This window comes from Mesorhizobium onobrychidis (genome assembly GCF_024707545.1).
Classification (GTDB): domain Bacteria; phylum Pseudomonadota; class Alphaproteobacteria; order Rhizobiales; family Rhizobiaceae; genus Mesorhizobium; species Mesorhizobium onobrychidis.
This window is the reverse complement of the sequence record NZ_CP062229.1, coordinates 2,495,197-2,521,014: the sequence shown is the minus strand read 5'-3', so window position 1 is coordinate 2,521,014 and position 25,818 is coordinate 2,495,197. Positions and strand designations below refer to the sequence as shown.

The following is a 25,818-nucleotide window of genomic DNA, read 5'->3' as shown; positions in this document are numbered from 1 at the left end:
TAAGTCCAGATTAACCCTGGTATCTGTGGCAGGCTGACTGCCTGTCCAGTGACCGGTACCTCACATTGCTGCATTTCCCGTCGACGCCGGCGCGGGTTAACGTTTCGAATCGTCCTGATTCCGTCATTCTGCCAGAAGGTCAAGCGCCTCTCGCATGATTCGCATGAAAAAAGCGAATCAATTACCCGACTTAAAGCGCCGCGGCTGATTTCGACGCGCAAGCACGGTCTGCACTATCACTCTTTCGTAAGCGTCGACCTACACCCGCCCAGCCCTGCCCGAAGACACGCCGAACCCTTCGATCAGCGCTTCCGTTGCTTGCACATCACGAAATTGCGCCTGGATCTCGACGAGATGCCGGTAGTTTTCGTCCGTGGGATCGCTGGCGAGCGCCGCTTCCGCCTGTTTCAGCTCCTTATGTAAGGTGCGCGCGCTGCGCTGCAAGTGGAGCGCCTGGCTGAAGGCATCGCGGGCATCGTCAAGTCCGGCTGTTTCCAGCGCCGGCCATTGCCGCGCCCGTTTGATCAGCGCCACCACGCGCGCCCAGATCTCGCCGCAGCCGGCCCGCTCGATCGTCGCGATCACCGCGTTGCGGTCGTTGGCCATGTCATGCGCCATCGCATCGAGAATGACCGCGTGCAATCGCTTCAGATCGGTGTTGGCGAGGTCGAGGAACTCGACATGCGCGAAATTCTCGTCGATCAGCACCGGATGATTGACAAGAGCTGCGATGATCGTCGCCTCGCGCACCGACATCCCCTCGCTGCCGCGCTTGACCAGCGCCGAGCGACCAAGGCTTTCGGTGATCGCGGCGCGTCCACCGGCATTGCCGCTGCGTGCGAACTGTCCGCCAGGAGCTGAGCCCTTGCCCTGAAAGCGCCCGCCGGGCCGCCCATCTTGCCGCCCCCCTTGATAACCTTGGCGCCCGCGCTGGGCGCCGAAAAAGCTTAGCACCCGCTCGCGCATTTCCTGTTGGTAGTGGTAGCGCAAGCTCTCGTCACGGATGCGGCTGGTCAGTTCGCGCAGCGTCTTTTCCAGTTCCGCCCGCCGCTCCGGCGTGTCGAAGATGCCGCCGGCCGTTTCGCGCATCCACAAAAGGTCGGCGAGCGGCCGCGCCTCGGAAAGCACGGCGCGAAACGCGTCCGGCCCTTCGGCCTTGACCAGATCGTCGGGGTCCTTGCCTTCGGGCAGAAGCGCAAAGTGCACCGAGCGGCCGGCCTGAACCGCCGGCAGCGCCATGTCGGCGGCGCGCCATGCCGCCTTCAGTCCGGCCTGGTCGCCATCGAAGCACAGCACCGGCTCGCCGGCCATCCGCCACAGGAGTTCGAGCTGATTTTCCGTCAGCGCGGTGCCGAGCGGCGCCACGACATTCTCGAAACCGGCCTGCGCCAGCGCGATCACGTCCATATAGCCCTCGACGGCGATGACCGTGCCGCCCTTGGCCAGCGCCCCCTTTCCCAGCGCTTGGCGCGCCCGGGCGAAATTATAGAGCACGTTGCCCTTGTGGAAGAGCTCGGTGTCGGGCGAATTCATGTATTTGGCGAGCGCATCGGCTGCCAGCGCCCGCCCGCCAAAGGCGATTATCTTGCCTCTGGAGTCCGGGATCGGGAACATGATGCGGTCGCGGAACCAATCGTAGGAAACCGGAACGTCGTCGCCATGGCGCACCAGCCCGCATGCCTCGATATCAGCCTTGGGCACGCCCCTGGCGGCAAGATGCTCCTTCAGCGCATTGCGGCTATCGGGCGCATAGCCGAGCCGGAACGACTGCTGCGTCGCCGGCGTCAGCCCGCGGTCGCGCAGATAGGCGCGGGCTTTTGCGCCTTCCGGCCCCTGCAGCCGCTCCTGGAAGAAGGCGGTCGCCATTTCCATGATTTCGGTCAGGCTGGCGCGTTCCTTTTCGCGCCGTTCCTCCTGGGCATCGCGCACCGGCATCGGCACGCCGGCCATGTCGGCGATCTTTTCGACTGCTTCGGGAAAGCTCATCCCGTCGAGTTCGGTGAGGAATTTGAAGTGGTCGCCGGAAACCGAGCAGCCGAAGCAATGGTAGCGGCCCTTCTTGTCCTCGCAATGGAAGGACGGGCTCTTCTCGCCATGGAAGGGACAGCACGCCCAATAATCGCCGCGCGGCGCGTTGGTCTTCTTCCTGTCCCACGCCACGCGCTGGCCGATCACCGATGAAATCGGCACGCGGTCGCGTATCTCGTCGAGAAAGGCAGGTGGAAAGCGCATCGGGAACGGCTCGTTTGTCCTCCATATAATCACGCCGGCGAAACCCGACGACTCCTAATGCGGACCATACCCGGTTTTCACAGGGCAAAAGAAGGCGACCGTTGCGGGCCGCCTTCTTACCTATTCCGGCATAGTGCCGGTCGACGTTTTGACGGTCAGTGCGCGGCGATCGCGCCGAAGATGATGCCGGAGACGACGCTGACCAAGAGATAGTCGTTGCCGACGCGGATCCATTCCTGGCCGCGGCCCGGACGACGCAGGCCATAGTGGCGATAGTCGCGGATCGGCTGGTGGCGCTTCCAGCTCGAATATTTCTGGCCGTTGCGCCAGTGGTTCCTCTTAGCGACGACTTTCTTCTTCTCCACGACGCGCTTCTTCACGTCGACATGCTTGCCGGGCTCCTTCCAGCCAATCTGGCTGTAGGTCGACCGCGGCGCGTTCGGCGCGTTCAGCGGCGCGGCCTGGCCCTGCAGCGACGTGGCAGCCAGCATCGAGACGGCGACTGCGGAAAGAATGATGCGTTTCATCACGGGGTACTCCTTGGTTGTCGATGCCCAAGCAATAGAGCCCGAAGAATGAACCGAAACTGAACATGAAAATTACGTTTTTGTAATGATTTCATATATTTAGAATAGCTAATTCAACACTCCACTCAAACCGGATCTGAAGGTGTCGCCTGCACTTGACCGCGCGGTCATCCGGAAGCCGGCCGGCAATGCAACCATATTGCGATCCATCCATTTCCGACACGCCCTGTCGCGCACCAACAGCCCGCCGAATTGGGCAAAATTTATTATCCGGCTAAAATTAATCGGAGTAGCATCAATCTTTATAATGCCCTTGATTCGCTCCCTCTTTTGCCCCTTTGCCGTCACGGTGCCCGTATCGCTGGCGCCCGTCGGGCTGCGAGCCTGATATGAGCGGTTCGGTCGTTTTGCTGCATCTTGCCGGCGCGGTGGCGCTGATGCTGTTTGCCACCCGGTTGGTGAAGACCGGCGTCGAGCGCGCCTACGGCGATGTGCTGCGCCACAAGCTGCGCGCCACCATGCGCAATCCTTTCATGGCGGTTCTGGCCGGCTGCGGCCTGGCGATCGCGCTGCAAAGTTCCACCGCCGTTACCTTGCTGGTCGGCTCCTTCGCCGGTGCCGGCATTGTCAGCGGCATATCGGGCCAGCTTGCCGTGCGTGGCGCCGAGATCGGCTCGGCGCTGGTGGTCAAGCTGCTCACCTTCGACCTGTCGCTGCTGGTGCCGATCTGTCTTGTCGCCGGCACTGTCATGTTCATGGCCACCGAGCGGCGAGATTGGCGCCAGTTCGGCCGTATCCTGGTCGGCATCGGCCTGCTGGTATTGTCGCTGGAGATGATCGGCCAGGCATCGGAGCCGCTGCGCAAGAGCACGCTGATGCCGGTCATCGTCGATTACTTCTCCAGCGACCCGGTCACCGCCTATCTGCTGGCGGCGCTGGTCACCTGGCTGTTTCATTCTTCGATCGCCGCGGTGCTGCTGATGGTGACGCTGGCCGGCCGAGGCTTCATCCCGCCCGAACTCGGCATTGTGCTGGTGCTCGGCGTCAATCTGGGCTCGTCGATCATCGCGCCGCTGCTCACCCGCAATGCAGACCCGGGTGTGCGTGTCGTACCGATCGGCAATCTCCTGATGCGCGGCATGGGCTCTCTGGCCATGCTGATCCTGTTTATGTGGTTGAAGCCGCCGGTCGCCTTTCTCGGCGCCACCGTGCCCGACCAGATCGTCAACGCGCATATCCTCTTCAACATCCTGATCCTGGTTGCCGGCCTACCACTGGCCGGCCTCGTCTACCGCGTTTCGGAAAAGATCGTGGCGCTCGGCACCAAACCGGCCCCGGCCGAAGCGCTCGACGTCGTCGAGCTTTCCGCGCTCAACGACAGCGCCCTCGACGTGCCGAGCCAGGCGCTGGCCAACGCCACCCGCGAGGTGGTGCGGGTCTGCGAGACGGTGGAGATCATGCTGAAGCGCATCATCGAGCTCTATGAGAGCGCCGACGCCGACAAGATCAAGGCGCTGGCCGCGCTAGACGACCGCGTCGACAGAAAGCACGCAGCGATAAAGCTCTATCTGGCCAAGGTGACCAAGAACCCGCTGAGCGAGGACGAGGCGCTGCGCTGCCAGGAGCTGATCGGCGCCTGCGTCAAGCTCGAACAGGTCGGCGACATCATCGTGCGCAACATGCTGGTGCATGTCAGGAAGAAGCTCGAGCGCGGGCTGGAGTTCACGCCCGAGGGCTGGCGCGAGCTTTGCGCCTTCCACGCCTCGGTGCTCGCCAACGCACGGCTTGCCTTCAACGTGCTGGTCTCGCGCGATGCGGAGACTGCCCGCCAGCTGGTGCTGGAAAAGGATCGGCTGCGCGACCGCGAGAAGGAGACCAGCGCCAGTCATTTCGTGCGACTGCGCGACGGCACCGCCAAGAGTGTCGAGACCAGCTCCATCCATCTCGACACCATCCGCGACTTGAAGCAGATCAACTCGCTGCTAGCCTCGATGGCCTATCCCGTGCTTGAGGAACGCGGCTTGCTCACCGGTTCGCGGCTGAAGGCCGGATAGACTGGCTGCAGGCGGTAACCAATTGCCGGACATCACCGCCGCTTCGAGCCAGCGCGAAAAATTAGCCTTTGCTCAACCTCCCGCCTGTCGGCTAGAGCATTTTTCAGCCAAGCGTCGTCGTTTGGCGTCCGACAAAATGCCTCAAGCAAAGACCTGGAGCGCGGTTTTGATTCCATCAGAACGCAAAGCGCTCCAATGATCGGTTCAAATCCGCCGGGAGAAAAGTCGATGGATACCCATTCGCGCAGTTTCGCCAAGGCACTTTCCTGGCGCGTCACCGGCACAGTCGACACGATAATCATTTCGCTCGTCGTCACAGGCAGCATCAAGCTCGCTGCGGCCATCGGCCTGACCGAGGTCATCACCAAGTCGCTGCTCTACTATCTTCATGAGCGCGCGTGGTTGAAAGTTCCCTATGGGAGGAAGACCCCGACCATCTAGCCTTGCCGGCATGCGGCCGAAGCCTGGCTGAGCCGATCAAGAAAACCTAAAGCGGCGTCGACGATTTCTGGATTGCCCGCCGCTCCCGTTCGTGATTTGAGGCCATCTCATTCAAGGATCGCCTTCCCGCGCCATGCTTCCGCTTATCGCCCTGTTCATCGCTGCATTCGCATTCGGCACCACCGAGTTCGTCATCGCCGGCGTGCTGCCCCAGGTGGCCGACGGTCTTGACGTCTCCATCCCAACTGCCGGCTACCTCGTCTCCGGCTACGCCGGCGGCATCGCGATCGGCGGACCGCTGTTGACGCTCGCCACCAAGACGATTTCGCGCAAGGCGTTGCTGCTTGAGCTTGCCGCAGCCTTCACCATCGGCCAGGCCGCCTGTGCCCTTGCACCTGACCTCGCATCCATGTTGCTGCTGCGGATTGCAGTGGCGGTGGCGCATGGCGCCTATTTCGGCGTCGCAATGGTGGTGGCGGTCGGCCTGGTCCGCCAGGACCAGCGCGGGATGGCCGTGGCGCTCATCCTGTCGGGCCTCACGGTCTCCAATATCATCGGCGTGCCGGCCGGCACCGCGATCGGCAACATTTGGGGATGGCGTGCGACGTTCTGGGTGATGTGCGCGCTTGGTGTGATCTCCATCGCCGCCATGGCCGCCCTCCTGCCACGCAAGACGGGATCGTCGAGCCGGCGCGTCAGTCTCGGCAGCGAGGTTCGCGTGCTCGCACGCCAGCAGGTCTGGACGTCGCTGATCCTCATGCTGATGCTGATGATCGGCCAGTTCGGCCTCTTCACCTACATCACGCCGACGCTGCTTGAAGTCACCGGCCTCGATGAGGCTCTGGTGCCGTGGGTGCTGCTGCTCAACGGGGTCGGCGCGACGATCGGCGTCTTTCTTGGCGGGCGGCTCGCCGACTGGAAACTGATGCCGTCGCTCATCACCATGCTTTTCATGCAGGCGGTGACGCTTGCCGTCATGTACGCCGTCAGCCCGTACCCGTTGCCGATGGTGGTGGCGATCACTGTCTGGGGCGGTCTCAGCTTCGCCATCGGCACGCCGATCCAGACCCGTATCCTGACCTGGACGGCGGATGCCTCCAACCTCGCCTCATCGCTCATCCCGGCCGGCTTCAATGTCGGCATCGCGCTGGCCGCCTCGCTCGGCGCCGCCATGCTCAATGCCGGTTATGGCTATCGCAGCCTGCCGGTGGTTGGCGCCATAGCCATGCTGGTCGCCGTGGCGGTCGCGCTTGCCTCGCATGTCTGGGAGTGGCGCCGCAGCACGACGCCGCCGCTGTCGGCCGCAGCCGAGTAGACGGCGGACTCTATCGACCGCAATTCCCAAGTTTTCCGCCGGCAGGCATCCGGTCGCCTCCGCGACCTCCGCCTTTGGAGAGAAAGCCTCTGCCTGTGCGCTTGCGGGTTTGGCGGAGATCAATAGGACCGGAAGTTGATCTTCCGGGACGGTTTCCTAAAATCAAGTATCATCGATTGGGTCTACCACTTGGAGTGAACACATGGCCGACCACACGTCCGAGAAGTCGGCGAAGGCCGCCGCCGAGCGGGTCGCGGCGACCAAACCGCGCAAGGCGACGCCGAAGCTGCAGTCCGGCAAGGCCGCGAAGCCGACACTCCTCGCTGGCGGCAACCCCCAGATCGCGAAGGCTGAAGGCGAGGCTCCCGTGCAGGCCTACATCGCGGCCATGCCGGGCTGGAAAAGCGACCTCGGCCGCCGCCTCGACACGATCATCGCGCGCTCCGTGCCGGGCGTGCATAAGGCAGTCAAATGGAACTCGCCATTTTACGGCATCGAGGGCCAGGGCTGGTTCGTGTCGTTCCATGTCTTCACCCGCTACGTCAAAGTGACCTTCTTCCGAGGCACCTCGCTGCGTCCTCTTCCTCCCGGCGAGTCCAAGCACAAGGAAGTGCGCTACCTCGACGTTTATGAGGACCAGCTCGACGAAGCTCAGTTCGCCGCTTGGGTGAAGCAAGCCAGCCAATTGCCCGGCGAGCGAATGTGAGATGCATCGCGAATTACCCAAGGGCGTCTGCAAGCACCTCATTTAAGCGTGCGAACGCGGCGGACTCGTCTGGCGCATGGGCCGGATTAACTTCTGTGATGGTCAGGCCGCGCCATTGCGGCAGGGCGGTCAACTGCTTTAGCACGAAAGCGGCTTGCTCCAGTTTGAGACCGTCGCAACGGCGCACATTCTCAGCAATCGGAAAATCGATAAAGGAGAGTGCATCGACATCGAAGTGAATAAGCACACAGTCAAAGCGCGCTGCCCATTCGGCCGCGCGCGCCGCCGCCGCCTCGATATCACTCAAAGCTTCCTCACGCGGTATAACCTTAATCGCGTTGTCTCTGATCGCGGCAGCTTCGGGCAGAGTGATGTTCTCGACGCCGAAATAGAGGAGTTGCTGGGGCACAAGCATCGGACGGGTAGGGCCGAGCCTGGCGAGTGACGGCTCGCATCCGGGGATATCGAGCAGATGAGCGACACCAGTCCAGTCCAAGGCGCCGTCGCTCGTGTCAGGTGTGTTGAGATCGGCGTCGAAGTCTATGTAGACGAGTCCGATCTGTGCGCCGGCCGCGTTCGCTCCGGCGACCGTTCCCAGTTCCACAGTACAATCGCCGCCTAAAACAAGCACGTCTTCCTGCGCTGCGATCGCCGTCGCCACGTGGCTTGCGACCAAGTCACAGGCGTGGCGCACGGCCTCTAGGTTCATAGCCTGCGGCCGCGAGGGATCCGGTCGCCATCGGAACGATGCAACATCGCCATGATCCTTGATGGTTCTGCCTCGGCTTGAGAGCGCCTCTGCGAGCCCATGTCGCCGAAAGGCCGCGGGGGCTTGTTCCTGCCCCGGCGAATAGGCGCCGGCGCTGGCGGCGGCACCGACAATGTTCAACACACGCGCCGACAAATCGAAGCTCCAATTTCGTATGATCTTCGTTGCAAAACGGGTCTAGAGGGACGAAGGTTCCTCCGCGACGTCGAGAGTTTGTCGCCCGCGCCGGAACGGCAAACGGCTCGCCGCATCAATGCCGTCGTGAGACGCCGGGACGCCGAACGTGCACAAAGCCACTTGGGACCAATCATGACCAAAGCGACAACAGCCATGAAGAAGAGCGGCTCGAAGGAAGGAGAAGGAGGAGACACTCCTTCCCAGTTGATAGATGCGAGAATCAACGAGCTGAGCGATTGGCGGGGCGAGATGCTCGCTCAGGTCCGAACCCTCATCAAGCAGGCCGACCCCGAAGTGGTCGAGGAGTGGAAGTGGAGAGGAGTTCCGGTGTGGGAGCACGCCGGAATTATCTGCACCGGTGAGACGTACAAGAATGTCGTGAAGATGACCTTCGCCAAGGGCGCCTCGTTGGAGGACCCTTCGGGTCTCTTCAACTCCAGCCTCGAAGGCAACACCAGGCGCGCCATCGACATCGATGAGGGCGACAAGATCGATGAAGAGGCGCTGAAGGCGCTCATTCGCGCCGCGGTGGAACTGAACACGTCGGTGCGAGCTACCGCCCGCCCCGCCCGCTCCCGGAAACCAAAGAGCGCCTGAGAATCACATGCGGCCAGGGCTGGCTCCTCGCGGTCGCCTCCAATGCCTTACGACCTCGCTGCAGCGGGAAAATCCCTACTGCAGCAGTCCCTTGACGATGCCGCTCGCCTTGGAGAAATCCATCTGGCCCGCGTATTTCTCCTTGAGTACGGTCATCACCTTGCCCATGTCCTTGACGCCGCTGGCGCCGATCTCGGCGATGGCGGCGCGGATCGCCGCTTCGGTCTCGGCCTGCCCTAGTTGCGTCGGCAGGAAATCGCGGATGATGGCCATCTCGTCGCGCTCCTGCGCGGCAAGCTCCGGCCGCTTGCCGTCGTCGAAAGCCTTGGCCGACTCCTCGCGCTGCTTTACCATCTTGGCCAGTATCTGCAGGATCTCGTCATCGCTGGCCGGCTCTTTGCCGGCGCCGCGATTGGCGATGTCGCGATCGTGAATGGCCGCCTGGATGAGCCGCAATGTCGGCAGCCGGCGCTTGTCCTGCGCCTTCATCGCGCTCTTCAGGGATTCGGCGATTTTGCCGCGCATGATGCTTCCTCCTTCGAATGCGACGGACAATAGCCGTGCCGAAAGCCCAAGGCAATTCGACGCCGCCCGGCAAACCGCTGATATTGTTCGACGAAATAAATCGCGCCTGCGGGCGTAGCGTCATTGACCGCTCTGGCGCCTTCCCCTATGTACTGGGCCTTGCATGAACTGAATTTTTGTTGCGCGCGCTGGCTGCGAAATCGCCGCTGCGCGCGGTTTGCTGCGCAGAATGGTTCGCCGGACCGATTGAAGGGTGCAGCCTTTTAGGAGTGCCGCCATGGCAACGATGACCGCCGCGTCGACCCCTCCTTGGGCCACCGAGAAGCCGACCGCCTTGCTGGTGCTGGCCGACGGCACCGTCATCGAGGGCCGCGGCCTTGGCGCCACCGGCTCCGCCGTCGCCGAGGTTTGCTTCAACACCGCGCTGACAGGCTATCAGGAAATCCTCACCGACCCGTCCTACGCCGGCCAGATCGTCACCTTCACCTTCCCGCATATCGGCAATATCGGCACCAATGACGAGGACATCGAGGATCTCAATCCGGTTGCCCGCGCCGGCGCTGTCGGCGCCGTGTTCAAGGCCGATGTCACCAACCCGTCCAGCTATCGCGCCGCAGCTGGTCTCGACCAATGGCTGAAGAAACGCGGCATCGTCGCGCTTTCGGGCATCGACACCCGTGCGCTGACCGCGCTGATCCGTGAAAAGGGCATGCCCAACGCCGTAATCGCGCATGCGCCCGACGGCATCTTCGACATCGACGATCTGAAGCGCCGCGCCGCCGCCTGGTCCGGCCTGATCGGGCTTGATCTGGCCAAGGACGTCACTTCCGGCCAGTCCTCGGTCTGGCGCGAGACGCCCTGGGTCTGGGACGAGGGCTTTGGCGAACAGATCGATCCGTCCATGCACGTCGTCGCCATCGACTACGGCGTCAAGCGCAACATATTGCGCCTGCTTGCCGGTCTTGGCGCCAAGGTCACCGTGGTGCCGGCCAACACCGGCGCCGAGGAGATCCTTGCCATGCGGCCCGACGGCATCTTTCTCTCCAACGGTCCCGGCGACCCGGAAGCCACCGGCGACTATGCCGTTCCGGTCATCCAGGACCTGCTGAAGACCGACATCCCGGTCTTCGGCATCTGCCTCGGCCACCAGATGCTGGCGCTGGCGCTGGGCGGCAAGACCGCAAAAATGCATCAGGGCCATCACGGCGCCAACCATCCGGTCAAGGATCACACCACCGGCAAAGTCGAGATCGTCTCGATGAACCACGGCTTTGCCGTCGATGCCGACTCGTTGCCCACGGGCGTCGAAGAAACCCACGTCTCGCTGTTCGACGGCTCGAACTGCGGCATCACGCTGACAGGAAGGCCGGTGTTCTCGGTCCAGCATCATCCCGAAGCCTCGCCCGGCCCGCAGGATTCGCACTATCTGTTCCGCCGCTTCGTCAATCTCATCCGCGAAAAGCGCGGCGAGCCGGCGCTGGCGGAGCGCGCCTGATTCAGGTTCGCACCGTCGCCGTCGTGACGTCTTTCACTGCGACCGGCCTTTCGACCCTGAGCACGAATGCGATCAGCGACAGAGCGAGAAAGATACCGCCGAGCACAAAGGGCGCGCCGCCGAACACCACCGGCGCGCTCGGCCCGGTGAACCAGGCGAAGATTCCCGTATAAAGCAACGGCGTGATGATGCTGGTGATCGAAAACACGCTCGTCATCGCACCTTGCAATTCGCCTTGCGCAGAGGGCGGCACCTTGGCCGCCGCCAGGCTCCGCAGCGGCGGGTCGGCCAGCGCCTCGAGGCAGGTCGCCACGATCACCGCGTAGATCATCCAGCCCTTCCAAGCCGCGGCATAGCCGAAGGCGGCGAGCGCGGTAAAAGCAAGGCCGATGGCAGCGGTCCGCCATTCGCCGAGCCGTGGAATGACGCGCGGCAGGACAAAACCCATCACCAGTGCCCCGCCGAGGCCGAAGACGCCGAGAGAGAAGCCGATCTGCTGTTCGCTCCAGCCGTAGCGGTAGCTGCCGACGAACGACCACACGGCAGGGTACATCATGTGGCCGAGCGTCATCAGGAAGAACACCAGCCCGATCCAGCCGATGCCATGATAGTTGCGCATCTGCTTCAGGGCGCCGAGAGGATTGGCGCGGCGCCACTCGAATCGCCGACGGTGGTGCTGCTCCAGGGTTTCCGGCAGGAAGAACCAGCCAACGATGAAGTTGATGAGAGCAAGCACCGCCGCGCCCCAGAACGGCACGCGTGGCCCGAATTCGCCAAGCAACCCGCCCAGCACCGGGCCGATGATGAAACCGACACCGAAGGCGATGCCAAGCAGGCCGAAATTCTTCGCCCTGTTCTCGTCGGTGCTGACATCGGCGATAAAGGCTGAGGCGGTCGAATAGCTGGCGCCGCTGATGCCGGCCAGCACCCGGCCGATGAACAGGACCGAATACGACCAGGCCACCGCGCAGATCAGATTGTCGATGGCGAAGGTCAGCACCGAGGCCAGCAGGATCGGGCGGCGGCCGAAGCGGTCGCTGAGATTGCCGACCAGCGGCGCGAACAGGAACTGCATGGCCGCGTAGACGAAGAACAGCCAGCCGCCTTCGATTGCCGCTTCGCTGACGCCGACGCCGGTCAGCTCCTGCAGATAGGCCGGCAGCACCGGCATGATGATGCCGATGCCGGTGATGTCGAGCAGCAGCGTGGTGAAAACAAGCGCAAGGCCCCGCCTGGCGGTTTTGGCTTCGATCATGACGGTATCGACTCCTGGAGCCGCCTCGGAGCGAAGGCGGAAGGGCTCGTTATAGGCGAGTCAGCCGCACAGAACAATAAGGGAACGCGCCAGGAATTTTTATGCTGACATCACCTGTCGACATGAATGCGGCCACATCCTGCATAGCCGCCGGCGCTTCAACGGTCATTTCGACAGCAAAAGTCCGAACACCTCAGATCGGAGTGTTGAACGTATCGCAGTCCGACAGCTTACCGCTCCTGTAGCCACGCGCCAGCCAGGTCTGCCGCTGCTGCGAGGTGCCATGGTTGAAGCTCTCCGGCACGATATAGCCCTGCATCTTCTTCTGCATCGTGTCGTCGCCGATCTGCTGGGCCGCGTTCAGCGCCTCGTCCATGTCGCCCTGCTCCAGGATTCCCTTCTGCCCGGTGAAATGCGCCCAGACGCCGGCGAAGCAATCGGCCTGAAGCTCGACCTGCACCGACATGTGGTTGGCCTCGGCCTCGCCCATCTGCTGCCGCATCTGGTTGAACTTGGGCAGGATGCCGGTGAGGTTCTGAACGTGGTGGCCGACCTCATGCGCGATCACATAGGCTTGGGCGAAATCGCCAGAGGCGCCGAATTGCTGGTCGAGCTGCTGGAAGAAAGTGGTGTCGAGATAGACCTTGCGGTCGCCGGGACAGTAGAACGGTCCGGCCGCAGACGAGGCAGAGCCGCAGGCTGAGCGGATCTGGCCGCTGAACAGCACCAGCTTCGGATCCTCATAGGTCAGGCCCTCGGCCTGAAAAATGCCGCTCCAGGTGTCCTCGGTCTCGGCCAGCACCGTGGAGACGAACTGCTTCATCTCGTCGGAGGCCGGCGCACCGGTGCCACCGCCCTGTTCTCCGCTGTTGTCAGTAATCTGACCGCCGGCACCCGGCACCAAGCCGCCGCCGGCCAGGATCTGCAGAGGGTCGATACCGAAGGCCTTCAGGCCGAAATAGAGAACCACGAGAATGACGATGGTCGACAGCGACATTCCGCCGCCGGAACGGCCGCCGATCGGGATGCGGAGACGGCCGGGGCCGCCGCGCGGCAGGTTGAACCCGCCGCCCTGGCCGCGTTGGTCCTCGACATTGTCACTCTGACGACGACCCTTCCACAGCATGGCAACTCTCCGCGACGCGCGTATCGGTAACCTGCCGATCTCATGGCCCGATCCGACCCAACAAACAATTATCTCAATGGTTGCGCCAAGTCACAGTATTTTTCGTATGAAGGGCCGCAGGCTCTGGGGTGGATCGATGCACGACACCCGCGGCTGAGAAGCCTGCCGGCGCCTTTTTTTGGTCCGGACTTGGCGGCTAGCTCAGATCTTCTGCTTGGTACCCGCGCTCTTGCCGTCCGAGCTTTTCGAGCGCTCCTCGAAGCGAGCCTCACCCTTCTTGAGCGGGCGTCCAGTATCCGCTTCGGTCTTGCGTTCGTCCTTCGCCGCAGCCTGCTTCAATCCCTTGGCCGCTTGCTTGCCCTTCGCTGTCGGTGCCTGTTCAACGCCCATGGTATCCTCCTCGGTCTCGCGCCAATCGCGTGGCACGATCTCAAACGCAGCGGCAACGCGGCGGTTCCGGCAGGACTGTCGGCAATGGCGGTAGACTTAGCTTGTCGCCGTCATCGCCTTGCGAAACGCTTCAAGCGTCTCGGCGCTGACATGGTGCTCGATGCCCTCGGCATCGACGCGACAAATCGGCAGTCTGCGCTATCTTGATGCCATGACCGATCTCGCCGATGTGCGCCGCTTTTATGCGCGACTGATGGCTGCCAATGCAGGTTGGGCCGATCCACGTCTCGAAGCAGCTTTCGCCGCGGTGTCGCGCGAAGCCTTTCTCGGGCCTGGGCCGTGGACGGTCGTCGCCGGCAACGGCAAGGTTGAAACGCCGAGTGCCGATCCTGTTCACGTCTACCAGAACGTGCTGGTGTCACTCGACGCCGACAAGGGCATCAACAATGGCGAGCCGTTCCTGCACGCCATGTGGATCGGCAAAGTGGCGCCAAAACCCGGCGAGACCGTCACCCATGTCGGCGCCGGCACCGGCTACTACACAGCTCTGCTGGCACAGCTGGTTTCGCCGGACGGCGCAGTCGCCGCCTTCGAGCTGGAATCCAGTCTCGCCGACCGCGCGAGAAAGAATCTCGAAGCCTATGGCAATGTGACCGTCATCCATGGCGATGCGGTCATCGGCAGCCTGCCACCGTCCGACATCATCTATGTCAATGCCGGCGTCGCAGCACCCCCGGCCCAGTGGCTGAAGGCGCTGAAGCCGGGCGCCCGCATGGTCTTTCCGTGGCGCCCAGCCGAGCGCGTTGGCCTTGCGGTGATGGTGACCCGCACCCAACAGGGTTTTGCCTGCGACCCGTTCATGCGGTCATGGTTCATCCCTTGCATCGGTGCCTCGGCGGCAACACCCGCAACGAAATTCCCCAATCGCGACAAGGCGGCACGCAGCCGCTCGATATGGCTGACGGCCGACAAGGCACCGGACCGCACCGCCATTGCCGTCATCGGCGACGTCTGGTTCTCGTCGCAAGATGTTGGCGGCAGGCGGTCGCAATGACGTCGCCGAGGCGAGGCGCATCCGATGCTTGCCCGTCGCCGGCTGGAGCGCTGGAAGTTTTTTCCGGCCCTGTCGGACAGACGTCCGCTCGCACGTCCTTTGGCCGAAATCCGGCACCGACGGCACGGATAATGAAAAGGGAGAATCCAATGAGGAAGATCATCACTGCGACATTCGTCAGCCTCGACGGCGTCATGCAGGCGCCTGGCGGGCCGGAAGAAGACCCGGTCGGCGGCTTCGAATTCGGTGGCTGGACGTTCCATTACTGGGACGACGTCGGGGGTGCCTTTATAGGTGAGATCTTCGCAAAACCCTTCGCGCTGCTCCTCGGCCGCAAGACCTACGACATCTTCGCCGCGCATTGGCCGTACCAGAAGAGCGGTCCGATCGCCGACAGCTTCAACGCCGCCACCAAATATGTGGCCACCCACCGGCCCGATACGCTGTCGTGGCAAAACAGCCAGTCGCTCGGCGACGACGTCGTGGCCGCACTGCGCCAGCTCAAGCAGGAGGACGGGCCGGACCTGCTCATCCAGGGATCGAGCGAACTCATCCAGACCTTGCTCGCCAATGACCTGATCGATGAGATCAGCCTGCTGACCTTCCCGCTGGTGCTGGGCAAGGGCAAGAGGCTGTTTGGCAGCGGCGCAATGCCGGCCGCTTTCAAGCTGAACCGCTCACAGGCATCGACCACCGGCGTCATTATGGCGACCTATGAACGCGCCGGTGAGATCAAGACTGGATCCTTCGCCCAGCAACAGCCGTCCGAAGCCGAGATCGAGAGACGCCGGACCTGGAAGTAGTGTGGGTTACAGGACCTGGGTTCCTCGCTCCGCTAGATGTGAGTGGGGGAGAGGAACCCAAATTCTGCCCGGCAGGGCGATCAGGGCAGTGCCACGCTTCTGCGATCTCGCTTACTCCGCCGGCATGGCAATCGCCCGCGCCGCCCGGTGGCCGGCCAGCATGACGCCAAGACCCAGGATCGGGAACACTGCTGCGACCAGGCCGAGATCGGCTGGCGTGCCATAGCGCAGCACCGCGCCGCCGACGACGGCGCCCAGCGCCACGCCGAGATAGAGCGCCGAACCGTTGAGCGACAGCACGATGGGCGCTGCGTCGGGCGCCAGCCTGATGATGCGGCTGGCCTGCGCCGGCGGGAAGGCCCAGCCGACGATGCCCCACGGCACCATCATGGCCATCAGCGCCGGCCCGGCGATGCTGTGCGGCAGGAAGGCCGGGATGACCGAAAGCATCACCAGCATGACCGCACTCAGCGCCAGCGACCAGCTGACGGTGCGCGTCGCACCGAAGCGGTCGGCAGCCTGCCCGCCGGCAATGTTGCCGATGACGGCGCCGACGCCGAAGGCAAGCAGCATGCCGGGCAGCGCGATCGGGCTCAAGCCGCCACCTTCGATGGCTAGCGGCGCGACAAAGGCAAAGACCGTGAAGGCTCCGGTGAGCGCCAAGAGTGTGGTCAGCAGGATCGATGGCACGCCGGGGCGAAGGGTTGCGGCCAGCCGCTGCCTGAGCGGCAGTTTGGTGCCGACGATGCCGCGCGGCAGCCGGTACCAAAGGATTGCGCCGGCCAGCGCGCCGAGCCCGGCGATGGCAAAGAACGTGCCGCGCCAGCCGGCAACGGTCGCGACAAGCGCGCCGAGCGGTGCGCCGACCGCCACCGCCACCGTAGTGCCGCCGACAACGACGGCAATGGCGCGGGCGCGGTGATGATCATCGACAAGCGCCACGGCCGTCCCCTGCGCCGTCGCCGCAAACAGGCCGGACGACAGCGCCATGACGATGCGCGCGATCAGCAGCAATTCGAAAGAGGAACTCAGCGCCGCCGCCAGATTGCCCAGCACGAAAAACACCAGCGTCCACAAGATGACGCGCCGCCGGTCCCATTCGCCGGTGAGCGTCGCCAGGATCGGCGTGCCGAGCGCATAGGCGAGCGCAAAGGCGGTGATCAGCGCGCCGGCGAGTGGAACGGAGATGGCGGCATCGGCCGCGATGTCGGGCAACAGGCTTGAAATGACGAAACCTTCGGTCGCGATCGTGAAAGACCCGAGCGCAAGCCAGATGAGGCGCTTGTCCATGGCAGCAAATCCTTAGTTCAAAAGTTATTGAACAATTGTACAAAATGGGGCATGGTGTCAATGAAGCCACCCGAGAATAGCGGAACCCTCCTGACAGCTCTATGTCAGGACAAGGTGGCGGGAGGTAGAAACTGCGTGCATCCGCCAGGAGGAGATGCGTTGAAATCGGCCCTGATTGCGCTTAGTTCTCGGGCATGACATTGCCCCACCCCGCCGCCGACCAGATCAGCCTGTCGAACGTGCTTGCCGTGCTCGGCGATCCGACGCGGCTGGCCATCGTGCGCTATCTCGCCAGCAAGGAAGGCGTGCCGCTGAATTGCAGCCAGTTCCTCGATCTCGGCTCGAAGACCAATCTCAGCTATCATTTGGCCAAGCTGCGCGAGGCCGGCGTCACCCGCACCGAGGTGGTCGGCACCAGCCGGCTGATCACGCTGCGCCGCGATGATCTCAATACCCGCTTTCCGGGCCTGCTCGATAGCGTCATTGCCGCTGCCGTCGATGACACCGCACTGCCCGCGGTGGGCGCCTCCGAGATCGAAGTCCGCGCCTAAACACGACGCCGGAACCGCCGATTAAAGGAGCGGATTTCTCAGAACCTGGGTTCCTCACCCTCACGAAGTGCGGGAGAGGTGGCTCGGCGAGGCCGAGACGGAGAGGGGGGCCTTGACGCTCTCCAATCGTTCAAAGAAGCTTCATTCATCTTGACGCGCCGCTCGCGAAGAGCCCCCTCTCCGGCCGCTTTCGCGGCCACCTCTCCCCCGCCTTGCGAGGGCGAGGAAACGCTGTCCTGGCTACGGAGCTTCACATGCGCATTGTCGTCCTCGCCGATATCCACGGCAACATTCTCGCCCTGGACGCCGTGCTCGACGATCTCAGGCAGCGCGGCAGTGCTGACCTCATCGTCAACCTCGGCGACTGCGTCTCCGGCCCGCTCTGGCCGCGCGAAACCATGGACCGGCTTGAAGCGCTCGCCTTGCCGACGGTGCGCGGCAATCACGACCGCCGCGTCGCCAGCGACACCGCCGATGAAGCCATGTGGCCGTCCGACCGCTATGCGCTGGAGCGGCTGACATCGGCGCAGCGCGAGGCGCTGTTCGCCTTGCCCCTCACGCTGGAGATCGCGCCGGGAGTGACCGCCTTCCATGCCCGCCCCGACCACGACGAAAAATACTTGACCGATACGATAGAAGATGGCCGGCTGGTGCGCGCACCGCTGGCCGCCATCAAGCGGCGGCTGGCCGCGCTCGATCCCGCTTGCCGCTTCGTGCTGTGCGGCCACAGCCACCGCAGCGAACTAATCCGTATCCCCGGCGGCCCGGTCGTCTTCAATCCGGGCAGCATCGGTTGTCCCGCGTATGGCGACGACACCCCGCCGGCGCATGTCTCCGAGCAAGGCTCTCCTCACGCACGCTACGGAATCGTCGAACTGGGTGAGCCGGACCGCCCCGACCGCTTCGAGGCCATCGCCGTCGACTATGATCACGAGGCGGCGGCGCGGCAGGCCGAACAGGCGGGACGGCCGGAATGGGCCTACGCGCTGCGCACCGGATTTATGTCCGGCTGAACGCGGAACGCGTTCATGTCCGGCTAAACGCAACGGGTTCATGCCTCAGGCTGAACGAGGCACGAGTTCATGCCGCCAGGCCGAACGAGGCACGAGTTCATGCCTCAGGCTGAACGCGGAACGCGTTCATGCCGCACGCTGAGCTTGCTCATGCCCGGCTGAGCGAGGTACGAGCTCATGCCGCGGACCGAATACCACGCCGCAGCCGCATTTTCGGGCTTACATAGCGCCATGTCGTCCCTTATAAAATCGACTTGGCCAGCGGTGGCGTTTCCGTGCCTGGCCGCGCCTTCGGTAATGAATCTATCGCCACGGCCAACATAATGAGGCGCACAGTTACGCTCCGAACGACACTGTACGCGCTCACTGCCGCCCCTCTCCTGCTGACGGCGCTGCTGCCGGCCAAGGCCGAGGAGGCGCCGGTCGTGTCCATCGTGACCGACCTCGCTCCAGGCGATCTCCTGAACGTCCGCGCCACGGCATCGGCGATGGGCAAGATCAAGGCTCGGCTGCCGAATGGTACGAGCGTGAACAATCTCGGCTGCAACGACGTCAATGGCCACCGCTGGTGCAAGGTTGCAGAAATTGACAACCCGCAACTGGCCGGATGGGCTCCTGCGCGCTACCTGAACCCCGAGAATCCGGTGGCCGTTTCGGATGCGGATACTGATCCGACCGGCGAAGGCACGGCCTCTGCAGCCGAGGCCGCGAACCCGGCAACCGCAGACCAGCCGCTGCCCGACCTGACAGCGCGCCTGGGCGCGACCGATCCCGAAACCACCATGACAGCCGCTGAGGCAATCGGCAGGGCCGCCATCGAGGACGCTTACCGCCTGGCGCTCGCTGCCAGCGGAAATCCTTCGACCGGGGAGATGCAGACGCCCGCGGCGGCGAAAGCGAGCCAAAATCGCGCCGCCAATGCAGCGGCTCCGGCCAACGCACAAACCGTTGCGCGGCTGCAGCCGCCAGGGCGGCCCGCGCCGGCGCTGGGTGCCCGCAACGAGATTCCTTGTGCCCGCTATGTCGGCCAGCCGATGACCAGCTGCAAGGCAGGCGTTGTCCACACGGGCGACAAAGCCGAGGTGACCGTGACCTGGCCCGATGGCGGCACCCGCGTCATCAGCTTCCAGGCCGGTCGGCCCGCCGGTTCGAATGCATCAGGCGAATTCCGCTATACGCGCGAGGGCAGCCTGAACCTGATCCGTGTCGGCGTTTCCGAACGCTTCGAGATCACGGATCAGTTGGCGCTGGGGGATGAGTGGCTAAGGGGAATAAGGCAGTAGGGCAGTAGGGCAATATGTTGAAAGGGCGCTCGAACCTCTGCCCTACTGCCCTACTGCCCTACTGCCCTACTGCCCTACTGCCCTACTGCCCTACTGCCCTACTGCCCTACTGCCCTACTGCCCTACTGCCCTACTGCCCTACTGCCCTACTGCCCTACTGCCCTACTGCCCTACTGCCCTACTGCCCTACTGCCCTACTGCCCTACTGCCCTACTGCCCTACTCGCATTTTAGGGGGTTACATCAGGCAAAACTCTTCCCTATAAGGCCCTCCTAGCCTGATACCAGAATCGCGAGCACAACCGGCCGGGTCTTCCCGTCCGGTTTTTCGTGCAAGCCGCCTGCCGAACGGACCCTCGATATGCCAAGACGCACCGACATCAAGTCGATCCTGATCATCGGGGCCGGCCCCATCGTCATCGGTCAGGCCTGCGAGTTCGACTATTCCGGCACCCAGGCCTGCAAGGCGCTGAAGGAAGAGGGTTTTCGCGTCATCCTGGTCAATTCCAACCCGGCCACCATCATGACCGATCCGGAGCTGGCTGACGCCACCTATATCGAGCCGATCACGCCGGAAGTGGTGGCCAAGATCATCGCCAAGGAGCGGCCGGACGCGCTGCTGCCGACCATGGGCGGCCAGACCGCGCTCAACACCGCTTTGTCGCTGCGCCGCATGGGCGTGCTCGAGCGCTACAATGTCGAGATGATCGGCGCCGACGCCACGGCAATAGATAAGGCCGAGGACCGCGCTTTGTTTCGTGAGGCGATGAAGAAGATCGGCCTGGAAACGCCGAAGTCGATGCTGGCCAACGCCACCGACGTCAAGAACGCCGACCGCAAGACGCACGAGGCCGAACGCGCCGCGCTGAAGGCCGAGAAGCCCGAAAACCTCGACGCCGCGCTCGACGCGCTCGAAACGCGCTGGAACCTCGGCGAGGGCGACCGCAAGCAGCGCTACATCAGCCACGGCATGGCGATCGCCGCACAGGCGCTCGACCATGTCGGCCTTCCCGCCATCATCCGCCCGTCCTTCACCATGGGCGGCACCGGCGGCGGCATCGCCTACAACCGCGCCGAATTCTACGAGATCGTCCAGTCCGGCCTCGACGCCTCGCCGACGACCGAAGTGCTGATCGAGGAAAGCGTGCTCGGCTGGAAGGAGTACGAGATGGAGGTTGTCCGCGACAAGGCCGACAACTGCATCATCATCTGCTCGATCGAGAACATCGACCCGATGGGCGTGCATACCGGAGACTCGATCACCGTCGCCCCTGCCCTGACCTTGACCGACAAAGAATACCAGATGATGCGCAACGCCTCGATCGCGGTGCTGCGCGAGATCGGCGTCGAGACCGGCGGCTCCAACGTCCAGTTCGCCGTCAACCCGGCCGACGGGCGCCTGGTGGTGATCGAGATGAACCCGCGCGTCTCCCGCTCGTCGGCTCTCGCCTCCAAGGCGACCGGTTTTCCGATCGCCAAGATCGCGGCAAAGCTCGCCGTCGGCTACACGCTGGACGAGCTGGAGAACGATATCACCGGCGGCGCCACGCCCGCCTCGTTCGAGCCGTCGATCGATTACGTCGTCACAAAAATCCCGCGCTTTGCCTTCGAGAAATTCCCCGGCGCCGAGCCGGTGCTGACCACCGCGATGAAGTCGGTCGGCGAGGTCATGGCCATCGGCCGCACTTTTCAGGAATCGCTGCAAAAGGCGCTGCGCGGACTGGAAACCGGCCTCACCGGCCTCGACGAGATCGAGATCCCCGGCATCGCCCACGGCGCAGCCAGCCACGCCGACGACCGCAACGCCATCCGCGCCGCCCTCGGCACGCCGACGCCCGACCGGCTCCGCATGGTGGCGCAGGCGATCCGCATGGGCACCTCCCTCGAAGACGTCCACGCCATGTGCAAGATCGACCCGTGGTTCCTCGAACAGATCGCCGGCATCCTGGCCATGGAAGACCGCATCCGCGAGCACGGCATTCCCGAGGACGCCGCCAATCTGCGCATGCTGAAGGCGATGGGTTTCTCCGATGCCCGCCTCGCGTCGCTGGTCCGGAAAGACGTCGAAGATGTTCAAAAGATACGCGAAAAGCTCGACGTTCATCCGGTTTACAAGCGCATCGACACCTGTGCCGCCGAGTTCGCCTCGCCCACCGCCTACATGTATTCGACCTACGAGACGCCCTTCGCCGGCGCGCTCGCCAACGAAGCGCAGGTCTCGTCGCGCAAGAAGGTCGTCATCCTCGGCGGCGGCCCGAACCGCATCGGCCAGGGCATCGAGTTCGACTATTGCTGCTGCCACGCGGCCTTCGCGCTGCGCGATGCCGGGTTCGAGGCGATCATGGTCAACTGCAATCCGGAGACCGTCTCGACCGACTACGACACGTCAGACCGGCTCTATTTCGAGCCGCTGACGCCGGAGGACGTTTTGGAGATCCTGCGCGCCGAGCAGGCGTCGGGCGAGTTGGTCGGCGTCATCGTCCAGTTCGGCGGCCAGACGCCGCTGAAGCTGGCGGATGCGCTGGAGAAGGCCGGCATCCCGATCCTCGGCACTTCGCCCGACATGATCGATCTGGCCGAAGACCGCGACCGTTTCCAGAAGCTGCTGCACAAGCTTGGCCTCAGCCAGCCGAAGAACGGCATCGCTTATTCGGTCGAGCAGGCCCGCCTCGTCGCCGGCGAGTTGGGCTTCCCGCTGGTGGTGCGCCCGTCCTATGTGCTCGGCGGCCGCGCCATGCAGATCATCCACGACGAAAGCATGCTGCAGTCCTACCTGCTCGACACCGTGCCCGGCCTGGTGCCGGAGGACATCAAGCAGAAATATCCCAACGACAAGACCGGCCAGATCAACACGCTCTTGGGCAAGAACCCGCTGCTGTTCGACACCTATCTCTCGGGCGCCATCGAGGTTGATGTCGACTGCCTGTGCGACGGCAAGTCGACCTTCGTCTCCGGCATCCTGGAGCACATCGAGGAGGCCGGCATCCATTCGGGCGACAGTGCCTGCTCGCTGCCGGTGCACTCGCTGCCGCCTGAGCTCGTCGACGAGCTGGAGCGCCAGACGGCAGCACTTGCCCGCGCGCTCAATGTCGGCGGGCTGATGAACGTGCAGTATGCGATCAAGGATGGCACGGTCTATGTGCTGGAGGTCAATCCGCGCGCGTCGCGCACCGTGCCCTTCGTCGCCAAGACCATCGGCCGTCCCATCGCGAAAATCGCCGCCCGTATCATGGCCGGCGAGACCCTCGAAGACGCCTTCGCCCATTACGGCGCCATGCCCGACCCTAGGCAGCCCGGCCACATCGCGGTCAAGGAAGCGGTGTTTCCCTTCGCCCGCTTCCCCGGCGTCGACATATTGCTCGGACCGGAAATGCGCTCGACCGGCGAGGTCATGGGCCTCGACCGCGATTTCGCGCTGGCCTTCGCCAAGAGCCAGTTAGGGGCCGGCGTCGACCTGCCGCGCTCCGGCACGCTGTTTGTCTCGGTGCGCGACGACGACAAGAAAGGCATCTTGCCGGCGGTCAAGCGCCTTGCCGGCCAAGGTTTTAAGGTAATGGCCACCTCAGGCACCGCCCGCTTCCTCGCCGAGAACGGCGTCGCGGCAGAGAAAATAAACAAGGTGCTGGAAGGCCGCCCGCATATCGAGGACGCCATCCGCAACCGCCAGGTACAGATCGTCTTCAACACAACGGACGGCCAGAAGGCGGTGTCGGACTCCAAGTCGTTGCGCCGGGCGACACTGATGCAGAAAGTGCCGTATTACACGACGCTTTCGGGCGCGGCTGCCGTGGCCGAGGCGATCGCGGCGCTGAGGGCGGGGAGCCTCGAGGTTCGGCCGCTGCAGGAGTATTTCGCCTAAGGCGATTGGCCAATCTCCCTCCTTGTGGGGGAGATGGCCGGCAGGCCAGAGGGGGGTGCTGTCCCGCCAACAATGCGACCCTGCAAGCACGCTGATCCGTCCAGGGCTATCGCACCGATCTGCCGTCACCCGAAGGAACAAGGTCATGCAAGCGCTTGATGAAAGGCGCACCCGTCTGCCCGACCTCATCGCCAAATCGGTTCATTTACCGTCGCTCGCCTCAGTTGAGAAACCCAATAAACCGTCCGGCGAAGAGCACGGACGTCCACAGCATCAGCGAGAGCACCGCCAGGATTGTGACGGTCCCGTCGGCCGGCTCATCACCGCCTTTTGCGCGGCGCATAAAGACGAGGAAGTTGGCGCCGGCGAGAAGGATGAGTGTCATCTTGGTGAGGAAAATCGGCATCGCCGCGTACTCGCTCGCCCTGACTGAAAAGAGCAGCGACCCCGTGACAAGCGCGCCGGCGAACGCCGCAAATGCAGTGCGGCGCAGCAACGCGGTGAACGCCGCGTACGGCAGCGAGCGGAAGGCGCCGAGGACCCTGAGGTCCATCAGCCAGACGCTGGTCAGCAGCGCGCCGATCGACATGATGTGCAGCGCGTTGACTATGGGATAGGCGACGAATGAGGCCTTCAGTGCCCGCACCAAGGCGAGTTGCTCGATGCCGGCGAGGAGCTCGTCCATTCAGGCCGGCGGGACGCGGTCGGGATAAACATCATAAGTCTTGCCATTGACGATGATGCGGGATGCTTTCATCCACTTCTCGGTCTCGTCGCGCGAGCGGTGGCCGATCGCGGTCACCTCGTCGCCGACTTTGGCGACCTCCTCGGTGAAGCCGGCGGCGATCGTCCGGGACGGCGGCGCCAAATCCACCCGCCAGACCTCGCCCTCTGCGTCGACATCCAGCGTGGCGTGCGGATTGCCGATATAGATGGCCGTGATCTTGCCCCGGAGTTCGAAAAAACCTTCCTCGGTCCACGACCAGCCGTGATGGGCATAGGCTGCGGTGGCGGCGGCAAGCATCACTGCCGCTGTCAGCGCGACGCTCCGAACCCCGTTGAAAGGTGACTGCATCGCTCGTCTCCTCGGCTCATCCCGTCAGTATTCGAGAGTAGGTCACGGCGCGGCAACGTCAAATCACATCGGTGCGAAGGCCTTCCGCGACGGCCGATGTGCCGTTCGTCCAGGCGCCGCCCGATCAATCACCGGAATGAACGGTCCGGTCTTGCTTATGACATCTATGCACGCCATGTTCGGCCGCTACCCGCCGCTCTTCTTCTCCATCGGATGAAGGTCGGAGACTCACACCTGAACGAGGCACACCATGAGCAGTATGAGAGACCGTCAGGAAGGCTTCGAAAAGAAGTTTGCGATGGACGAGGACACGAAGTTCAGAGCCATGGCGCGCCGTAACAAGCTGCTCGGCCTATGGGCCGCCGAAAAGCTCGGCAAAACCGGTGAGGACGCCGACGCCTATGCGAAAGAGGTGGTGCGCGCGGACTTCGAAGAGGCCGGGGACGACGACGTGTTGCGCAAAATACGCGCCGATTTCGACGCGGCGGGCGTCGCCCAGTCAGATCTTCAGATTCGCGGCGTCATGGACGAACTGCTGATGACCGCGGTCGAGCAGATCAAAAACACCTGACAGCAGCTCCAGCTTAAAGCGCGTCGCGACGCGCTTTAAGCTCTTGTTTTTATGCATGTCGTTATCCCAAAACCGCTGCGCACCCTCGGGTCAGGCGCGAGGGCATGCTTTTGGGCGACATGCATTACCTGTGGGCGGCCACCAAATCCTTTATGCGCCTTTCGTGCGTGCGCAACGTCGGTAGCGTCTTCTTGGCGAATTCCTTCAGCGCCGGGTCTTCGCCCGACTGTGCATAGGTGGAAAACAGCGCCAACGCCTGCTTGTGCGCCTCCGTCTGCAGGACGATGTATTTCGCCTGGAAAGCATCGCCGTCGAGCTTCTTGAGCTCGTCCAGCATCGCCTGATCCTTCGACAACAGGGCGGGGCCGCTCGCTGTCACCGAGGCCGTGGTCTGGCTCTGTTCGAGAGCTGCCTTGAAATCCTCGCCAGCCTTGGTGTGATCCCTAATCATCAGCGAGGCGAAATCCTTCACATCGGCGGCGACATTCTTTTGTTCGGCCAGCTTGCTGCTTTCAATCTCGAACCGGTTGGCGCTGGGGACCGTTTTGGTGAAGGTCTCGGTGTCAATCTTGGTTTGGCCGACAGCAGGTATATCGGCCGGCGTGGCGGATTGGGCGAAGGCCGCCGGCGCGCCGGCAAGCAAGGCGACCATGGCAAGCGTGAGATGCGTTTTCACAGGAAATCTCCGGGTTTGTGATCCTCGGAGAGTTC

25 protein-coding genes and 1 pseudogene are annotated in these 25,818 nt (G+C 63.5%); 14 read left to right on the top strand and 12 right to left on the bottom strand.

Annotated elements, in window-relative coordinates; translation table 11 throughout:
* Positions 1-258: 258 nt before the first annotated feature.
* Positions 259-2,232 carry a DNA primase gene (dnaG, locus tag IHQ72_RS12650; protein ID WP_258122734.1) on the bottom strand — a complete coding sequence of 658 codons (1,974 nt, stop codon included), beginning with the start codon at positions 2,230-2,232 and terminating at the stop codon, positions 259-261.
* Positions 2,233-2,387: 155 nt separating this feature from the next.
* Positions 2,388-2,759: an RcnB family protein gene (locus tag IHQ72_RS12645; RefSeq protein WP_258122733.1), complete on the bottom strand. Its 372-nt coding sequence runs from the start codon at positions 2,757-2,759 to the stop codon at positions 2,388-2,390.
* A gap of 389 nt (positions 2,760-3,148) precedes the next feature.
* On the opposite strand from IHQ72_RS12645, the gene IHQ72_RS12640 reads away from it, so the two are divergent.
* From IHQ72_RS12640 to IHQ72_RS12620, 5 genes are all read left to right on the top strand, one after another.
* Positions 3,149-4,813: a Na/Pi cotransporter family protein gene (locus tag IHQ72_RS12640; RefSeq protein WP_258122732.1), complete on the top strand. Its 1,665-nt coding sequence runs from the start codon at positions 3,149-3,151 to the stop codon at positions 4,811-4,813.
* Between the two features lie 22 nt (positions 4,814-4,835).
* Entirely contained in the window at positions 4,836-5,012 is a 177-nt protein-coding gene (locus tag IHQ72_RS12635) for a hypothetical protein (protein WP_258122731.1), read from the top strand.
* Between the two features lie 29 nt (positions 5,013-5,041).
* Entirely contained in the window at positions 5,042-5,254 is a 213-nt protein-coding gene (locus tag IHQ72_RS12630; protein WP_258122730.1) for a DUF2061 domain-containing protein, read from the top strand.
* A 133-nt stretch (positions 5,255-5,387) separates the two neighbouring features.
* Positions 5,388-6,569: an MFS transporter gene (locus tag IHQ72_RS12625; RefSeq protein ID WP_258122729.1), complete on the top strand. Its 1,182-nt coding sequence runs from the start codon at positions 5,388-5,390 to the stop codon at positions 6,567-6,569.
* A gap of 202 nt (positions 6,570-6,771) precedes the next feature.
* The gene (locus tag IHQ72_RS12620) at positions 6,772-7,275 is read left to right on the top strand and encodes a DUF1801 domain-containing protein (RefSeq protein WP_258122728.1); all 504 of its coding nucleotides are present in this window, start codon (positions 6,772-6,774) and stop codon (positions 7,273-7,275) included.
* A 13-nt stretch (positions 7,276-7,288) separates the two neighbouring features.
* Here IHQ72_RS12620 and IHQ72_RS12615 read toward each other — a convergent pair whose 3' ends face one another.
* Positions 7,289-8,164 carry an arginase family protein gene (locus IHQ72_RS12615; RefSeq protein WP_258122727.1) on the bottom strand — a complete coding sequence of 292 codons (876 nt, stop codon included), beginning with the start codon at positions 8,162-8,164 and terminating at the stop codon, positions 7,289-7,291.
* A 189-nt stretch (positions 8,165-8,353) separates the two neighbouring features.
* On the opposite strand from IHQ72_RS12615, the gene IHQ72_RS12610 reads away from it, so the two are divergent.
* The gene (locus IHQ72_RS12610; RefSeq protein ID WP_258122726.1) at positions 8,354-8,818 is read left to right on the top strand and encodes a DUF1801 domain-containing protein; all 465 of its coding nucleotides are present in this window, start codon (positions 8,354-8,356) and stop codon (positions 8,816-8,818) included.
* Positions 8,819-8,893: 75 nt separating this feature from the next.
* Here IHQ72_RS12610 and IHQ72_RS12605 read toward each other — a convergent pair whose 3' ends face one another.
* The gene (locus IHQ72_RS12605; protein ID WP_258122725.1) at positions 8,894-9,343 is read right to left on the bottom strand and encodes a GatB/YqeY domain-containing protein; all 450 of its coding nucleotides are present in this window, start codon (positions 9,341-9,343) and stop codon (positions 8,894-8,896) included.
* Between the two features lie 277 nt (positions 9,344-9,620).
* On the opposite strand from IHQ72_RS12605, the gene carA reads away from it, so the two are divergent.
* Positions 9,621-10,838 carry a glutamine-hydrolyzing carbamoyl-phosphate synthase small subunit gene (gene carA, locus IHQ72_RS12600; RefSeq protein WP_258122724.1) on the top strand — a complete coding sequence of 406 codons (1,218 nt, stop codon included), beginning with the start codon at positions 9,621-9,623 and terminating at the stop codon, positions 10,836-10,838.
* Between the two features lies 1 nt (position 10,839).
* On the opposite strand, the gene IHQ72_RS12595 is transcribed toward carA, so the two are convergent.
* The 4 genes and pseudogenes from IHQ72_RS12595 to IHQ72_RS12580 form a co-directional block, all read right to left on the bottom strand.
* Positions 10,840-12,093 carry a TCR/Tet family MFS transporter gene (locus tag IHQ72_RS12595; protein WP_192364730.1) on the bottom strand — a complete coding sequence of 418 codons (1,254 nt, stop codon included), beginning with the start codon at positions 12,091-12,093 and terminating at the stop codon, positions 10,840-10,842.
* A gap of 193 nt (positions 12,094-12,286) precedes the next feature.
* Positions 12,287-13,219 carry a KPN_02809 family neutral zinc metallopeptidase gene (gene ypfJ / locus IHQ72_RS12590; RefSeq protein ID WP_258122723.1) on the bottom strand — a complete coding sequence of 311 codons (933 nt, stop codon included), beginning with the start codon at positions 13,217-13,219 and terminating at the stop codon, positions 12,287-12,289.
* A 201-nt stretch (positions 13,220-13,420) separates the two neighbouring features.
* A complete protein-coding gene (locus IHQ72_RS12585) occupies positions 13,421-13,609 on the bottom strand; it encodes a hypothetical protein (protein ID WP_123148374.1) in 189 nt (62 codons plus the stop codon).
* A 96-nt stretch (positions 13,610-13,705) separates the two neighbouring features.
* A pseudogene (locus IHQ72_RS12580) lies at positions 13,706-13,789 on the bottom strand (manganese-binding transcriptional regulator MntR); the annotation flags it as partial.
* 31 nt (positions 13,790-13,820) lie between these two features.
* Between IHQ72_RS12580 and IHQ72_RS12575 the strand changes: the two are divergent.
* On the top strand, positions 13,821-14,663 hold the full coding sequence (locus IHQ72_RS12575; protein ID WP_258122722.1) for a protein-L-isoaspartate O-methyltransferase family protein: 843 nt from the start codon (positions 13,821-13,823) through the stop codon (positions 14,661-14,663).
* 149 nt (positions 14,664-14,812) lie between these two features.
* On the top strand, positions 14,813-15,466 hold the full coding sequence (locus tag IHQ72_RS12570) for a dihydrofolate reductase family protein (protein ID WP_258122721.1): 654 nt from the start codon (positions 14,813-14,815) through the stop codon (positions 15,464-15,466).
* A 111-nt stretch (positions 15,467-15,577) separates the two neighbouring features.
* On the opposite strand, the gene IHQ72_RS12565 is transcribed toward IHQ72_RS12570, so the two are convergent.
* Complete coding sequence (locus IHQ72_RS12565) at positions 15,578-16,756, bottom strand: MFS transporter (RefSeq protein ID WP_258122720.1); 1,179 nt, start codon at positions 16,754-16,756, stop codon at positions 15,578-15,580.
* Positions 16,757-16,950: 194 nt separating this feature from the next.
* Between IHQ72_RS12565 and IHQ72_RS12560 the strand changes: the two genes are divergently transcribed.
* The 4 genes from IHQ72_RS12560 (at position 16,951) to carB (ending at position 23,461) form a co-directional block, all read left to right on the top strand.
* Positions 16,951-17,307: an ArsR/SmtB family transcription factor gene (locus IHQ72_RS12560; protein WP_258122719.1), complete on the top strand. Its 357-nt coding sequence runs from the start codon at positions 16,951-16,953 to the stop codon at positions 17,305-17,307.
* Between the two features lie 254 nt (positions 17,308-17,561).
* Complete coding sequence (locus IHQ72_RS12555) at positions 17,562-18,320, top strand: metallophosphoesterase family protein (protein ID WP_258122718.1); 759 nt, start codon at positions 17,562-17,564, stop codon at positions 18,318-18,320.
* A gap of 323 nt (positions 18,321-18,643) precedes the next feature.
* Positions 18,644-19,603, top strand: a complete 960-nt coding sequence (locus tag IHQ72_RS12550; RefSeq protein ID WP_258122717.1) for an SH3 domain-containing protein — start codon at positions 18,644-18,646, stop codon at positions 19,601-19,603.
* Positions 19,604-19,963: 360 nt separating this feature from the next.
* The gene (carB, locus tag IHQ72_RS12545) at positions 19,964-23,461 is read left to right on the top strand and encodes a carbamoyl-phosphate synthase large subunit (protein WP_258122716.1); all 3,498 of its coding nucleotides are present in this window, start codon (positions 19,964-19,966) and stop codon (positions 23,459-23,461) included.
* 220 nt (positions 23,462-23,681) lie between these two features.
* Here carB and IHQ72_RS12540 read toward each other — a convergent pair whose 3' ends face one another.
* Together IHQ72_RS12540 and IHQ72_RS12535 are read right to left on the bottom strand one after the other, a co-directional pair.
* Entirely contained in the window at positions 23,682-24,146 is a 465-nt protein-coding gene (locus IHQ72_RS12540; RefSeq protein WP_258122715.1) for a DUF6644 family protein, read from the bottom strand.
* Entirely contained in the window at positions 24,147-24,536 is a 390-nt protein-coding gene (locus tag IHQ72_RS12535; protein WP_258122714.1) for a DUF6152 family protein, read from the bottom strand.
* Positions 24,537-24,786: 250 nt separating this feature from the next.
* Between IHQ72_RS12535 and IHQ72_RS12530 the strand changes: the two genes are divergently transcribed.
* Positions 24,787-25,107 (top strand): DUF1476 domain-containing protein, encoded by a 321-nt coding sequence (locus IHQ72_RS12530; protein WP_258122713.1) that lies wholly within the window; start codon positions 24,787-24,789, stop codon positions 25,105-25,107.
* Positions 25,108-25,231: 124 nt separating this feature from the next.
* Here the strand turns inward: IHQ72_RS12530 and IHQ72_RS12525 are convergent, their stop codons facing one another.
* Entirely contained in the window at positions 25,232-25,783 is a 552-nt protein-coding gene (locus tag IHQ72_RS12525) for a DUF4142 domain-containing protein (RefSeq protein ID WP_258122712.1), read from the bottom strand.
* Positions 25,784-25,818: the final 35 nt, after the last annotated feature.